General features: G+C 33.6%; 12 protein-coding genes. 3 read left to right on the forward strand and 9 right to left on the reverse strand.

Translation table 11 applies throughout. The annotated features are described in order from the left end of the window. Positions 1-234: 234 nt before the first annotated feature. Entirely contained in the window at positions 235-558 is a 324-nt protein-coding gene (locus VB264_RS17430) for a DUF3467 domain-containing protein (RefSeq protein WP_323251335.1), read from the reverse strand. Between the two features lie 159 nt (positions 559-717). On the opposite strand from VB264_RS17430, the gene VB264_RS17435 reads away from it, so the two are divergent. Next, the gene (locus VB264_RS17435) at positions 718-1,413 is read left to right on the forward strand and encodes a YjjG family noncanonical pyrimidine nucleotidase (protein WP_323251337.1); all 696 of its coding nucleotides are present in this window, start codon (positions 718-720) and stop codon (positions 1,411-1,413) included. Between the two features lie 44 nt (positions 1,414-1,457). Here VB264_RS17435 and VB264_RS17440 read toward each other — a convergent pair whose 3' ends face one another. From VB264_RS17440 to VB264_RS17470, 7 genes are all read right to left on the reverse strand, one after another. Beyond that, a complete protein-coding gene (locus VB264_RS17440; RefSeq protein WP_323251339.1) occupies positions 1,458-3,272 on the reverse strand; it encodes an O-antigen ligase family protein in 1,815 nt (604 codons plus the stop codon). Beyond that, a complete protein-coding gene (locus VB264_RS17445) occupies positions 3,226-4,821 on the reverse strand; it encodes a hypothetical protein (protein WP_323251341.1) in 1,596 nt (531 codons plus the stop codon). The genes VB264_RS17440 and VB264_RS17445 overlap by 47 nt, the downstream gene beginning before the upstream one ends. Before the next feature lie 17 nt (positions 4,822-4,838). After that, the gene (locus VB264_RS17450) at positions 4,839-5,615 is read right to left on the reverse strand and encodes a hypothetical protein (RefSeq protein WP_323251342.1); all 777 of its coding nucleotides are present in this window, start codon (positions 5,613-5,615) and stop codon (positions 4,839-4,841) included. Positions 5,616-6,277: 662 nt separating this feature from the next. Continuing rightward, positions 6,278-7,039, reverse strand: a complete 762-nt coding sequence (locus tag VB264_RS17455; protein ID WP_323251344.1) for a hypothetical protein — start codon at positions 7,037-7,039, stop codon at positions 6,278-6,280. Then, positions 7,026-8,183: a hypothetical protein gene (locus VB264_RS17460; RefSeq protein WP_323251346.1), complete on the reverse strand. Its 1,158-nt coding sequence runs from the start codon at positions 8,181-8,183 to the stop codon at positions 7,026-7,028. The genes VB264_RS17455 and VB264_RS17460 overlap by 14 nt, the downstream gene beginning before the upstream one ends. Positions 8,184-8,885: 702 nt before the next feature. Next, positions 8,886-9,503, reverse strand: coding sequence for a hypothetical protein (locus VB264_RS17465; RefSeq protein ID WP_323251348.1), 618 nt, complete (start codon positions 9,501-9,503; stop codon positions 8,886-8,888). 57 nt (positions 9,504-9,560) lie between these two features. Further along, the gene (locus VB264_RS17470) at positions 9,561-9,863 is read right to left on the reverse strand and encodes a (2Fe-2S) ferredoxin domain-containing protein (RefSeq protein WP_309915208.1); all 303 of its coding nucleotides are present in this window, start codon (positions 9,861-9,863) and stop codon (positions 9,561-9,563) included. A 166-nt stretch (positions 9,864-10,029) separates the two neighbouring features. Here VB264_RS17470 and VB264_RS17475 point away from each other — a divergent pair, with 166 nt between their 5' ends. Next, the gene (locus VB264_RS17475; RefSeq protein WP_323251350.1) at positions 10,030-10,911 is read left to right on the forward strand and encodes a fructosamine kinase family protein; all 882 of its coding nucleotides are present in this window, start codon (positions 10,030-10,032) and stop codon (positions 10,909-10,911) included. A gap of 136 nt (positions 10,912-11,047) precedes the next feature. Continuing rightward, positions 11,048-12,334 carry an O-acetylhomoserine aminocarboxypropyltransferase/cysteine synthase family protein gene (locus tag VB264_RS17480; RefSeq protein WP_323251352.1) on the forward strand — a complete coding sequence of 429 codons (1,287 nt, stop codon included), beginning with the start codon at positions 11,048-11,050 and terminating at the stop codon, positions 12,332-12,334. A 147-nt stretch (positions 12,335-12,481) separates the two neighbouring features. Here the strand turns inward: VB264_RS17480 and VB264_RS17485 are convergent, their stop codons facing one another. Continuing rightward, a complete protein-coding gene (locus VB264_RS17485) occupies positions 12,482-13,357 on the reverse strand; it encodes an SDR family oxidoreductase (protein WP_323251354.1) in 876 nt (291 codons plus the stop codon). Positions 13,358-13,407: the final 50 nt, after the last annotated feature.

Below are 13,407 nucleotides of genomic sequence, written 5' to 3' on the forward strand. Positions count from 1 at the left end.
AATAGCTTGTTCCAAAATTTACTCAACGTAGCGATGCTATGCTTCCCAAATTTTGAAAAAATCAATTCAAAAATACAATACTTTCACCTTAGAAACGGAAAGTTTAAACAGCTTCATTGTTATTTCAACAATAGAGCGTAAATGAGCAATAGAATATTCTATTTACTTACATTTACGCTCTGTTGATGAAAATTCTGAATGTATTATCTTATTTGTAAAAACCCGATGTGGATATTAGGCTTCTCCGATAGGACCACGATAATTGGTTGGGAACTGAAAGCCATTTTGGTTTTTATCGTCCGTAATTGGGCCATAAGCCTCTTCATATTTTTGAATATTTTCTTTGAGGGCATTCAAAAGACGATAAACATGATCAGGTGTAAGAATTACTCTTGATTTTACTCTCGCTTTAGGGATTCCAGGCATCATTTTGATAAAATCAATAACAAATTCACTCTGAGAATGTGCAATCATCGCCAAATTAACGTATTCTCCCTCTGCCATTGCTTCTGTTAATTCTACGTTTATCTGGTTTTCTTCTGTGGGTTGACTAGCCATTTTTATGGTTAAATTAGATTTCTTAAAATTGTTTTTTACAAACTATGAATTTATATAAAAGAATATCTTGATGCAAATTAATTCAGGTTTTATCCTTTAAAATAAACGCTTAGTTTTTGTTTCAAAGGTTTCACCTATCATATTTGTATAAAAAAAAATATGTATAAGCATCTTTTCTTCGACCTCGACCATACTCTTTGGGACCATAATACGAATTCTAAACTTGCTTTAGACGAAGTATATCTACATTTTGACTTACATACTTACGGTATTCTCTCTTCTGTGCAATTCTATACTATCTTCAATAAAATAAATCATCAGCTATGGGATTTGTATGAGCAAGGAAAGATTAGTCAACCCGAATTGCGCCATCAACGTTTTAGAATGATTTTCAGTGAGTTAGGCTGCTACGACTATTCTCTGTGTGATGAAATTTCAGATAAATATATCAATATTTCAGTCCGCAAACCTAATTTATTACCGAATGCTAAATTGGTGCTAGAATATCTATTCCCAAAATATCCCTTACACATCATCACCAATGGGTTTATGGAGGTACAAGACATAAAAATGACGGCTGGCGGAATTAAACATTATTTTAAAGAGATTGTCACTTTTCAAAATTCTGGTTATAAAAAACCAGAGGCGGGCATTTTTGAATATGCCTTAGATTTGGTTGGTGCCAAGCCTTCAGAGTGTATTATGATTGGTGATAGCTTTCAAAGCGATATTGTGGGGGCTCATCAAGCGGGTATCGACACGGTTTTCTTTAATCCTGATGGAAGAGCACAGGAGCTTACATTAAAGCCTAAACATGAGGTGAAGGATTTGATTGAATTGAAGGGGATTTTTTAGTTGTGGATTTTAGACTGAATGAACTTAGAGTCTATCCCCTCAAGCTATTTTAATGCTATTGTTCTTATAAAATCTCTCATCTCTTCTTTCATTTCTTCAGCTGCCTCTGAATATACTTTAACCGGGCTATCTACTACTTCTATTGCTTGTTCCTTTGCTTTCTTCACATCTCCTTTCTCAATGTATAAATTAGCAAGCAAATACTTAGGATAAATTAAATTAGGTATCATGTTGTGTGATAAACGATAGTTTTCTTCTGCCTTTTTAAATTTTTTTATAGCTTGATAACTAAGTCCAAGATTATTGCACAAAAAAGGCTCAGCTAAAAGAACTTTCGCTTGTTCATAAACCCGAATTGCCTTTGAATGTTGCCCATCTAAGGCTAGTGATTTACCGTAGACTAATAGATTTACAGCATTAAGATTCGGAATCTTTTCATAAACCAGAATTGCCATTTTATATTGTTCTTGATTAAATAACTGTTCAGCCTTGTATGAAGCTCTTTCTGTCTCATCACTTTGACTAGTCTTTAACCATAAAATCAAGGACAGCGAGAAAATTGCTACTCCTAAAATTGACATTGTCCATTTTGAAAGCAGAATGCTTTTTAGTGGTACAACCCTTAAAAGGCATAAACTCAATATCAAATACCAATGCAATTGTGTCGGAATACTCTCTAAAGGATAGGAGCTTTGTCCTGTTAGTAAACAACTGACTAGTACAGCTACATAAGGACTCGTATTTTTTCGAATAATTGTCGTATAAATACCCACAAATAGTATCAAACCTATTGAACCATATTCAATAGCTATTTGCAGAAAATCGTTAAAAACATAACTTACGTTACCAGCTATCCATTGTTCTTGAGCTGACCTATCAACACTAAAATAATGAGCTTGATAATTGAAATATTGATGTGAAACTGAATTGAAACCTTTCCCCCAAAAAGGATTATCAAGCCACATAGTAAAACCAACTTTCCAGATAAGCGTTCGTCCAATGGCTGAATTTTCTTTTAAAAAAAATAATTGTAAAATAAATAAACTGACAATGCCAATCAGCAAAAACGAAACCAAGCCTTTTATCCAAATTTTATTTTGTTGAAATAGCTGAATTAACCGATAACGATGACAAACAAATACAAACAAACCACCTAAAGTAGCGACCCATGCCGTTCTTGACCCTGTAAATGGCAAAACAGTACCTGTAAGTATTAACGTAATATACCGAATTGTATGAAATAAATAATGTTTGGAACAAGCACTTGTAGCCACATATTTTTTAGAGGACACCACCGCTAATACAAAGGGAATGCATAGATAAATGCCGTAAATACCTGTATTATAAAGTGAACCAAGCGGATTATCGAAGTGTTTCCAATCATAAAAATGTTGATATAATTGATAAAGCCCCCAGATGGCTTCGACACAAGCAAAAAACCAAATCACAATGATGATATAGGTTTCTTTGGGTCGCTCTATACTTATCACCAAGGATATGAGTAGTAATAAAAATTGACTTCCTATTCGAACGTCCAAGTAAGTATCAAAATACAAAACATGTATACATAAGTAACTTAAATAGGCTATTATAAAATATGATGTAAGAGATAAGCCAACATAAACGACTCGCCGACGTAACAAATAAATTATCCCCAACACAAAGCCTGTAAAACTAGCAACTTTATTGAAATAGAGGCATTTACTCAATACTTTACCATCATAGATGTCTGTTCTTTCAATAAATACACTCCAGCACAGAAGTGTAATTAACACACAACATAGAAGCGAAGAATTGACAAATGACCAGCGTTTAGTAAAAAGATTGGACTCCATCGGCGTAGTAGAATATACGTTCATTTTTATTTCCATTTACTTTTTGTAGGCGTAGTAAAGCATTTTTTGGTACGTTTTCAAAAGTTATTTTTGATTTTGCTTCTGCTATACTTTCACTATGAAATATCCATTTATATTGATAAAAATATGATAATTGATATGTCTCTCCTTTAATCACTCTAGTTGCAAAACTATCATGGCTAAATTCAGCCTTTTCATGAACCTCCTTTTTGATTGTTAGTTCATGGCTATTACCTAAAGAATCTACTAGAATAGGATTTCCTTCTGGTATGTATTTCCAATTTTCATACCGACAGGGCATGTACACAATTTCTGTTCCCATTTGTTTAAATGTAGCGCTCCCTTCTGTTCGTACTCTAGCCCAAAAAGCAGGCTTCCATTCATTTTCATTTAGCGTACATAAGTAAATGTATTTAGGATAAGTAACCCTTTTCGATAATTGAAAGTCAACATCAGCCACTTTCGTATATTCAGATGTAACATCTTTGATACGTGTTTTTTCAAACTCATAAGGTATTTGTACAGTTCTTCCTATTTTGTTATCTTCTACTAATGTCTCTTTCTGCTGAGAAAAGGTTTCTCTGAATACTTTTGACATTTTAGCAGACCAACCGCCAAATCTAACAATAGGATTTACGATGGCATGTTTGGGCATTCTGCCTTGCCACAGAAGCCGTGCCGCTCCAAGTGCTTCAAAATCTAAAAAAGAGCCATCATTCATCACAAAGGCATTCCAATAATGATTACTATCTCTATTCCCCCAATATAAAACAAAATCTCTTGTGACTGCTAAGCCCATTGCCCGCATCACAAACATATTCAAATCGGTTTTGTTATAGCAAGTACCTGCTTTGGCTGTATGTAAATTATCTGAGCCAACCAACGGTAAATACCCCCACAACTTCTTATTTAACAAAAACCACTTAAGGTTATTATAAAGTACCCTAGTAGCGTTAATGGCATCTGATTTATTTGGTAAGGAATCAGGTAGCCAAGCATACTTTTTCATCTGTTTTTCTCGCCAAGGCAACAATGGCTCATTGCTTATTTTATAAGGTAAAAGATATTCACAAAATTGCTCAAATGTTAGATGTTTTGCCCAAGGATAAGTACGCCATACATGAAAGGCTAAGTCAATATTTTGAATTAAAAAATCTGCTTTTATGGTTTCCAAATCAGATGATTCTATCGTATTAGGGTCTTCATTTTTTTCTACAATTTTATCCCATGCGTCATATACGAGCGGATATTCTGTTTCTTGTTTATGTACAATCACCTTATTTGTAACCAATGAGTCATACACTCCAAAAATAGTATCGAAGGCTTGTAAATTTGCTGAATCTAAATGCGTTAGCCCCTCCATGTTTTTTATTAAAAAGTAGCAAGCTTGCAATTTTAAGGAATCTTTACCTTTTTGATAATACTGAATTACTTTTTCTAGCTCAATACTATTTTTCCCTGCTTTCGTTAAAGCTTTATTGACCTCTACAGGTTTTTGGGCATGTGTATAAAAGGCTATTAAAAAACATAATAGCGAAATACTCTTTTTCATAAGGTTATTAATTATTTCTATTTGGGTAAATAAGGAATAAGTTCAGCGAAAATGGAATCTATTTTTTGGGGATTATCAATAGGGTTTTCTTTGATTTCGTAAAAATTTTCGACTGCTATATTATTATCATCAATTTTTACTTGATGCTTTATAAGAAGAGAAACAACTTTTGATTCATGAACTTTATCCAACTGACGACTAAATGAAAATGGGATATTATTAAATCTATTATCGTAGGTAATGATTATGGAATCAATCTTATTTTTATCACCATCTGCCATCACATAAGTATCAATCCATTTGTTCCTTGAAGGTTGTACAGACTTAATTAGTTTTTTATTGAGACTTGCAACCATATTAACTAACATTAAATTAGACTCATACCTCGTTGTCATATCAAATTCAACAAAATCAACTTTTTTCTCTTTGCCATTAAGAAATGGATTAAACGTTAATGCATGACTAGAGCCATTTTTTCTCAAATAATATTGCTCTATCTTTGGGTAATTATTTAAATTAGCATTGTTATTATTCATACTTTCTTTTTCTTCCCATACTATTGGTTTTTCCCCCATACTTATATCTTCAACTTCCACAACTGTGTCTATTTCCATTTGAAAACTATAAAGAGTCATGTCACCCTTAAAATAGTGAATAATAGTTCTACTAAAATCCATTGGATAGACTAAAGAAGATTGTCGACTTACAAGAATGATACTTTTAGGCTTAGAGTCCATTTTAAAACCTAAAAATATAAGACAATAAAGCATTACAAGTAATTGGTAAATTTTCATACTTAAATCAGGTATTTTTAATGAGATAAATTCTGTTTAGAATTTTGTTTACATGGGGAAAATCATCTTTATTCCCCATGTTTTATATAATTATTTTAAGTTGCGACGTATTGATGGACTATGATTTTCCGATTGCGTATGCGAATAAAAAGAGGATTAATTTTAATATAAAGCCCTTAATAGTGACAGCATGAATACTTCGAGAGAATAAATCAGTAATTCCATTAAAAGTGAGTTCTACAGTTTTTCTGTCGTGTTCTTTTAGAAATGCTTGACATCTTTCATCAGGTCTTTTTGAGTTATTTTTACGAGTTAATTTAAGATAAATATCCTCACATTGAGCTTAGAAAACTCTCTTTTATACTATTGTATCCTCTATACAACTACTTGAGCATCGTACATTTTGCGCTGTTTGTCTTCAGGGTGTTTCATACTCTTAAAATAGTCGTCGGGGACACCCAGTCTACTAAACAATAAAGGCAAATGGTTTTGTCTAACATTGTCCTAATTGCTAATAACTTGTAACGTGACATATTAGAAAATAGGACGTGTTAGATAATTTATAAACATAAGTCGCAACCTAAATTAATTATTTCTATTTGGGTAAGTAAGGAATAAGTTTAGCGAAAATAGAATCTATTTTTTGGGGATTATCAAAAGAACTATTTTAAACAAAAAGTCTTCATAAAAGTAGAAATTTCTTTACTTTGATTCTCTTCATCGGATATTATAGTAAATACATATTCTCTTTTAGGTATTTTAAAAGGGAAGTCTTTACTACTTTTGGAGTTAAATAAGAACTTAATTCTACTTACTCTTGTTCCCTTCTTTTCAAGCTCTTCACATAGACTATACTGAATATTGTTTAGCTTCTCTGAAAATTCAACGATTGCTGTATCTGGACTAGACACACTATCATCCTTACTAAGGTATATTTCCTGTGTTATTTTTTTTGAATTAAATACGGAATTAGTTAGACGCATTTTTGAAATTAAAATACAATTCATATTTTTCCAGGCATTTAACTCTTGTAACACGGAATCAACATCTACACTATCTTTAGTTACCTTCTCCAATGATTCAAAAAAAACTCCTCGTTTATTGTTCTTTTGATAAATAAAATAACTGTAATCCGTCTTCCAAGAAATAATAGAGGTATCTTTCTCTACTATATTTTCAAATGGCAGTAAGTATAATATAAAATTCCTCCAATGATAAACTTTATATTTTTTTGATATTATTTGAATATTACCATTTTCTAATACAAAAGGTATTTCTGCAGAAATAATTACATTTTTTATATCTTCTTCTTGTGAGGCTTTACAAAAGAAAATTACACAAAAAAATATCAGACCTACACACAACCATCTTAATGGCTGTGTGTAGTTAAACTTGATTTGACTCATCTGTTTAGTCTTGGTCATCTACATGGAAAGATTTAGACGCATTATAATTTATTCCAATAGGGAATGGGTTGAGATTACACACTGGTTTCCAATCTACATGTAAGCTTATTTTTACATTTGCCCAATAATTGCCTAATTCAGAATGAAAATGATTCAATCTATACTCTGCAGTACCACCAATTATTGTCCCTTGATCAGATAAACTAGAATGTGTTATTGTTTCCCATTGCCAAGGTGAGCTACTATCCTTTTTAACCTGAGTGTAATTCTCGTGGCTGAAAATAGCGTAAGTAAGTGATCGAAGAGCTACCCACTCTTTTGAACCATCCTTTCTATCATAAGGATTTATATTCGAAGCAAGATTAGAAGCACCATCTATATCACTTTCATTAGTTACTATAACGTTATTAATAGCATGTTGAACACTATTTTGATTGGATTGACAATTGGCTTCTTCTGATTCAGAATCACCATCACCATCATCGTTGCTGTCATCATCATCATCATTGACGTCATCATCATTATCATCACCACTCCCACCATCTACAGGAATGATAATGCAACCTGACTCTGAACAAGCATAATAATTCCCATTTGCATCTTGCTCAAGCCACATATTTGCAACCCTTGCAGATTTCATAAGCATATCTCTTGTTAAAAACTTACTATACTTATTACTTTTTAGATTTACTTTCCCTTTTTCTAAAAATTGTCCTTGCTGATTATATGTAGTAAGACAACCATCATGCTTGGTATGCTTTCTTAAATGCAACACCTCTTGTCCATCAAGTATAAAGTAATCTATCATCCATTTTTGGTCAGCATCTTTTTTTACAAATACCTGTAAAATGTCTATACCACGACTATCCAAACTTTTTCTTATTTTATTTTTTTCCCACTGAGGAGCTAGCTTACTAATATCAATATCCCTAGGATTAGCAGAAGACTTTCGAGTAGATGAAGCTATTTGTTTCTTAAACAAATTTTGAGCCTTCAAAAGCAATTCGCTTTTCTTAGCTTCTGGAGTAAGCTCGTGTACAGGAGAGCAGGATTGTAAAATGATAAAAAAGCCTAATAGTAGGCTATAGATTCCCAGTATATTTAACTGGGTTGTGAAGAAAGAACAAGGGGGTGTAATGATGTTTTTGTGAGTAGAATTCATAGTTTAAATTAAAAAAAGGTTATTGATACTACAGTTGAGTAGCACGTAGATATTAAGCCATAGCTTATAGTCTTTTATGTAAAGTGCATATTATATAACAAGTATCGGTGTGCTACTAAGTTCTGCCTATTTTGGCTGTGGCAAACAACATTGAGGTCTTTTCTAGGTCATAGTCTTTATAGGTGTTTGAGTGATACCTAACTTATGGGCTATTGGTATTTCCAATGCAAGTATAAGGATGTTTTATATACTTTCCCAAACGATAAATACAAAAAAAATAGTACATTAACGATATTATACATACTTAATCGCAGAATATTACATTAAAAATATCTAGAGATTCCTATTGAAAAAACATTTTCTTTTAATATCTTATCCAAATAATATACAATTTTATCTAAAAAAAAGAATGAATTTACCTATCTAAAATTAGCAAAATAGTTATATTAATATTATAATTATTTAGACTTTTCAGGGAAAATTTAATACAAGATAAAAGTTTGGAAGATTTTGGGACTTTTAGAGATAAGCGCTATGCGAAAGAATAGGAGACTTGGGGATTTTTGGATAGAAGAAGCTAGACTCTAGATATGAGACAAGACAGTCATTATGTTGAGAATTTACATATTAAAAAGTTTTGTACTAAAAGATTTAAGAGTAGAAAAAACTTAAAGCCTATTGCCTACCGCTCAAAGCTCACTCCTAAAACAAAGACAACTGGTTGGTATCTCCTTTTTTATCAAAAATCTTTTTATCCTTAATTAGCTTGCGGTGTTGTTCTAAGAAGGCAACAAAGGCATCTATTTGTTGATATAGCGGAGTAAAATTATAGGTTTTTACATCATAGCTTTCTTGATATACATCATTAAAATCTGTAATGATATAATCCAAGGTTCTTACGCCCCACTTCTGTAACCCTAACATATACAGGTTTTGATGGTTGAACTCAAAACGATTGGGTTGGTACAATCTGGTAGATTTTAAATCAACAGCACGGTCGCCTCCTACCAAATCTACAAAGCCGTAGATTAAACAATTTTTATACTTTGCTTCGGTATAAAACTGCGTTTTGTATTTGGCTGGCAATAATTCACGTGCTTTTTCAATGATTCCCTCACCGAATAGCTCTTCATTCTCGCCAGTAATTACGGCCTTCTCAAAATCAATACCTCTTTGTTGAGCTTCTGTGGTTGGCTTTTTTACTCTATTGATACGGTCTATCATTTCCCACAAGTCTACAAGGATGTTTCCCTGAGCATCTAATACTTGTTGTTCATACAAAACAAATGAATTGATTAATGTGGGATAGATTCTGTACATCTGAGTGTTAATTTTTTATTAGAAACGGACAAGTCCGTTTCTAATGGCTATCATCAATTATCCGATTACTAAACGCTCAACGGCTTTGTCGCCTATTAAATGGCTCTCTACAATTTCTTCAACATCAGATAATTGCACATTGCCATAAAATACTCCTTCTGGATATACCACCATGCCTGGTCCAAAAGCACAAACATCTAAACAGCCTGTTTTTTGTGCTCTGATTTCGCTCAATAGCCCTTTTTCTTTCAAAGATGCCTTAAAAGCATCAACTAATGCTCCTCCTCTTTCTACGCCGCAGCTTTTTTTGGGTGCATCTTTTTGGTTAGTACAAATAAAAACGTGTTTCTTATATTTCATTTTTTTTTTAAATTTTGCTGACATCTTTGGAATAGATTTTAACAATTTGTTTTTGATAAAATCGTTCAACCAATGCAATTTAATGGTTTTCTAGTAATTTTGGAATAAACCATAGCAGACAGTCGATAAATTAATCTGACTTTCGCATTCCATAATCAATATTTGTATGACTTTTCAGACGCAGGAACAATATCAATTTATAGAAAGTATTCTTTTTGAAAACTTAGGACATAACCCAGAGGTGCTTGATTTCCAGTTTTTTTATGGCGGAAACTTCAACCTTGCTGTAAAAGTAAAAGTAGCAGAAGGCGATTACTTTATTAAATGGAATCAGGGCGACCATGATGGTATGTTTGAATCTGAGGCAAAAAGTTTACAAGTTTTACAGGATACTGGTGTGCTTTCTATCCCTCAAGTAATTAATTACGGAAAGATTTTAGATAAAGAATATTTGATGATTGAATTCTTGACGGCAGGCTATAAGCAAGAAAACTACTGGCAAGATTTCGGACAAAAATTAGCAAAACTTCATACACATACACACCATAGTCATGGACTAGACTTCAATAATTATATCGGCGCCTTACGTCAAAATAATGAATGGATGGAAGATGGTGTGCAGTTTTTTATTGAAAAAAGATTGAAAGTGCAGGCAGGTTTAGCTCTTTACGACCGTAAGATTTCTGAGGAAGTGTATGATAAATTTCAAACGCTTTTTGAAAAAATCCCTAGCCTTATTCCTAATGAAAAACCTGCTTTATTGCATGGCGACTTGTGGTCTGGTAATGTAATGACCGACAGCAAGGGCTTTGTAGCCTTGGTAGACCCTGCTTGTTATTATGGATTACGCGAAGCTGAATTGGCTTTTACTACCATGTTTGGCGGCTTTGAGCCTACTTTTTATGAAGCCTACCACGAAGTCTATCCTATAGAAAATGGGTTTGGCGATAGAATTCCTCTTTATAATTTATATCCATTAATGGTTCATGTAAATCTTTTTGGTGGTGGGTATTTAGATGCCGTTGAAAAGATTTTGAAGAAGTATTAATCATAAAACCCTATTATTAATTTCTATTGATATTTCTAAAAAATTTGTTCCCCTATTCATTATACTTAAATTTTATATCATAACTTTGCCTATAGATTTTATAGAATATACTCAGGCTAATTTAACAAACAATCTCATGAAATTTGAAACACTCCAACTGCATGCTGGGCAAGAAGTAGACCCTACAACCAATTCTCGTGCAGTGCCTATTTATCAAACAACAGCTTATCAATTCAACAATGCTGAACATGGTGCTAATTTATTTGCCTTAAAAGAATTTGGCAATATTTATACCCGTATCATGAACCCAACCAGTGATGTTTTCGAGAAACGTTTGGCGGCTCTTGAGGGTGGTGTGGCAGCTTTGGCAGTAGCATCTGGTCATGCGGCACAGTTTATCGCTATCAATAATATTACGACTGTTGGTGATAATTTTGTGACTACTTCATTTTTATATGGGGGTTCGTACAATCAGTTCAAAAACTCATTTAAAAACATCGGTGTGGAGGCTCGTTTTGCCAATGGTGATGATGTATCTTCTTTTGAAGCCTTGATTGATGATAAAACTAAAGCCATCTATTTAGAAACTATCGGAAACCCAAGCTTTAGTATCCCAGATTTTGAAGCTTTTTCTGCCTTAGCGACCAAGTACGATTTACCAATTATTGTAGACAATACCTTCGGGGCAGGCGGTGCTATTTGTCAGCCTATTAAACATGGTGCGCACATCATTGTTGAGTCTGCTACGAAATGGATTGGTGGACATGGTACAACGATGGGTGGGGTAATTGTAGATGCTGGTACATTCAACTGGGGTAATGGAAAATATCCACAGTTTACAGAACCTTCACCAAGCTATCATGGCTTAGTATTGAATGATGTGTTCGGTATCGGCGGACCATTCGGAAATATTCAGTTTATTATTCGTGCCAGAGTAGAAGGCTTGCGTGATTGGGGACCTGCTCAAAGTCCGTTCAACTCTTTCTTATTAATTCAAGGCTTAGAAACATTGACGTTAAGAGTAGAAAGAATTGGAGAAAATGCCTTGGCACTTACTAATTGGCTATTGAATCATCCAGAAGTTGAGCACGTAAATTATCCTGGTTTAGAAAATAGCCCCTATCACGAATTGGGTAAGAAATACCTTACGCGTGGTTTTGGAGGAGTATTCTCGTTCAAACTGAAAGGTGATAAAGCTAAAGCTGAAAAATTTGTAAATAGCTTACAATTAATTAGTCATTTAGCGAATGTGGGCGATGCAAAAACGCTGATTATCCACCCTGCTTCAACAACGCACTCACAGCTTTCAGAAGCAGAACAAATTTCAGCAGGTGTTGAACCTACTTTACTAAGAATTTCGGTAGGTATTGAACATATCGATGATTTGAAAGCGGATATCGAACAGGCTTTAGCGGCTTTATAGCTGTGAGCTTTGAGCCATGAGCTATCAGCTTTCAGTTGTCAATTTTCTTTACAAAAAACAAAACCAGTTGTTGACGTTTCAACAACTGGTTTTGTTTTTTGTATTAAAGCATCTATTTTCAAATTAACACATTTTCAAATCTTCAAATTATTTCCCATAAACTCCCTTCAAGAAAGTTTCAACATCTAGTGGCGTTCTGCCTAATAAATCTGCTAAATCAGAACTTACTTCATCAAACTCACCATCTTTGATTGCTCCACTAAAGCCTGCAAATAAACCAATGTATTGCGCTGGAACACCTGCATCAGTAAGTGTTTTTGAAAACTCTTCTACACTTGGGGAAACATACACTATTTGCTTACCTGTTATTTCTGAAATGATATTGGCAATGTCTTGATAAGAATAAGTTTTTGCACCCGTAATATCATAGATTTTATGCTCGTGTCCTTCACTGGTTAAAACGTTTGCTCCTGCTTCTGCCATATCTTCACGCCAAGCAAAAGCGGTTTTCCCATCACCAGCAGGTTGATAAATCACTCCTGTTTCTAGTACTTGCTCACCCACAAACATTGGTAATAGGTCGGTATATAAACCATGTTTTAGAATAGTATAAGCCAGCCCAGATGCTTTTAACCATTCTTCTGTTTTTAAATGTCCTTCAGCCACAAAAGCAATTGGCGAAGTAGCTGTTTCATTTTTACGTTGGAAACTAGTATACACCACATGCTTCACCCCTGCTTCTGTAGCAGCTTTTACTACATTTTCGTGCTGAGGAAGACGGTTCGCAATATCATTTCCTGACACAAAATATAATTTATCAATCCCTGAGAAAGCAGCAACCAATGAATCATAATTGTTATAATCGCCAACGATGATGTTTACGCCTTTGCTTTTCAAGTCTTCAACTTTGGCAGCGTCTCTTACCAATACTGAAATGTTTGAAGCCTCTGCTTTTCCTAATAAAAATTTTACTACTGCACTACCTAACCCACCTGTTACGCCTGTTACTAATATCTTGCTCATTTTTTTAATTGTTTATTTTAAAGCCTTATTGCATACTAAAAGTAATTAAG

It is taken from the genome of Arcicella aquatica, assembly GCF_034928825.1.
GTDB lineage: Bacteria > Bacteroidota > Bacteroidia > Cytophagales > Spirosomataceae > Arcicella > Arcicella aquatica.

Bases quoted from the DNA above. Each gene is read 5' to 3' on its own strand.
- VB264_RS17430 (WP_323251335.1), bottom strand. From the start codon at position 558: ATGGCTAGTCAACCCACAGAAGAAAACCAGATAAACGTAGAATTAACA.
- VB264_RS17435 (WP_323251337.1), top strand. From the start codon at position 718: ATGTATAAGCATCTTTTCTTCGACCTCGACCATACTCTTTGGGACCAT.
- VB264_RS17440 (WP_323251339.1), bottom strand. From the start codon at position 3,272: ATGAACGTATATTCTACTACGCCGATGGAGTCCAATCTTTTTACTAAA.
- VB264_RS17445 (WP_323251341.1), bottom strand. From the start codon at position 4,821: ATGAAAAAGAGTATTTCGCTATTATGTTTTTTAATAGCCTTTTATACA.
- VB264_RS17450 (WP_323251342.1), bottom strand. From the start codon at position 5,615: ATGAAAATTTACCAATTACTTGTAATGCTTTATTGTCTTATATTTTTA.
- VB264_RS17455 (WP_323251344.1), bottom strand. From the start codon at position 7,039: ATGACCAAGACTAAACAGATGAGTCAAATCAAGTTTAACTACACACAG.
- VB264_RS17460 (WP_323251346.1), bottom strand. From the start codon at position 8,183: ATGAATTCTACTCACAAAAACATCATTACACCCCCTTGTTCTTTCTTC.
- VB264_RS17465 (WP_323251348.1), bottom strand. From the start codon at position 9,503: ATGTACAGAATCTATCCCACATTAATCAATTCATTTGTTTTGTATGAA.
- VB264_RS17470 (WP_309915208.1), bottom strand. From the start codon at position 9,863: ATGAAATATAAGAAACACGTTTTTATTTGTACTAACCAAAAAGATGCA.
- VB264_RS17475 (WP_323251350.1), top strand. From the start codon at position 10,030: ATGACTTTTCAGACGCAGGAACAATATCAATTTATAGAAAGTATTCTT.
- VB264_RS17480 (WP_323251352.1), top strand. From the start codon at position 11,048: ATGAAATTTGAAACACTCCAACTGCATGCTGGGCAAGAAGTAGACCCT.
- VB264_RS17485 (WP_323251354.1), bottom strand. From the start codon at position 13,357: ATGAGCAAGATATTAGTAACAGGCGTAACAGGTGGGTTAGGTAGTGCA.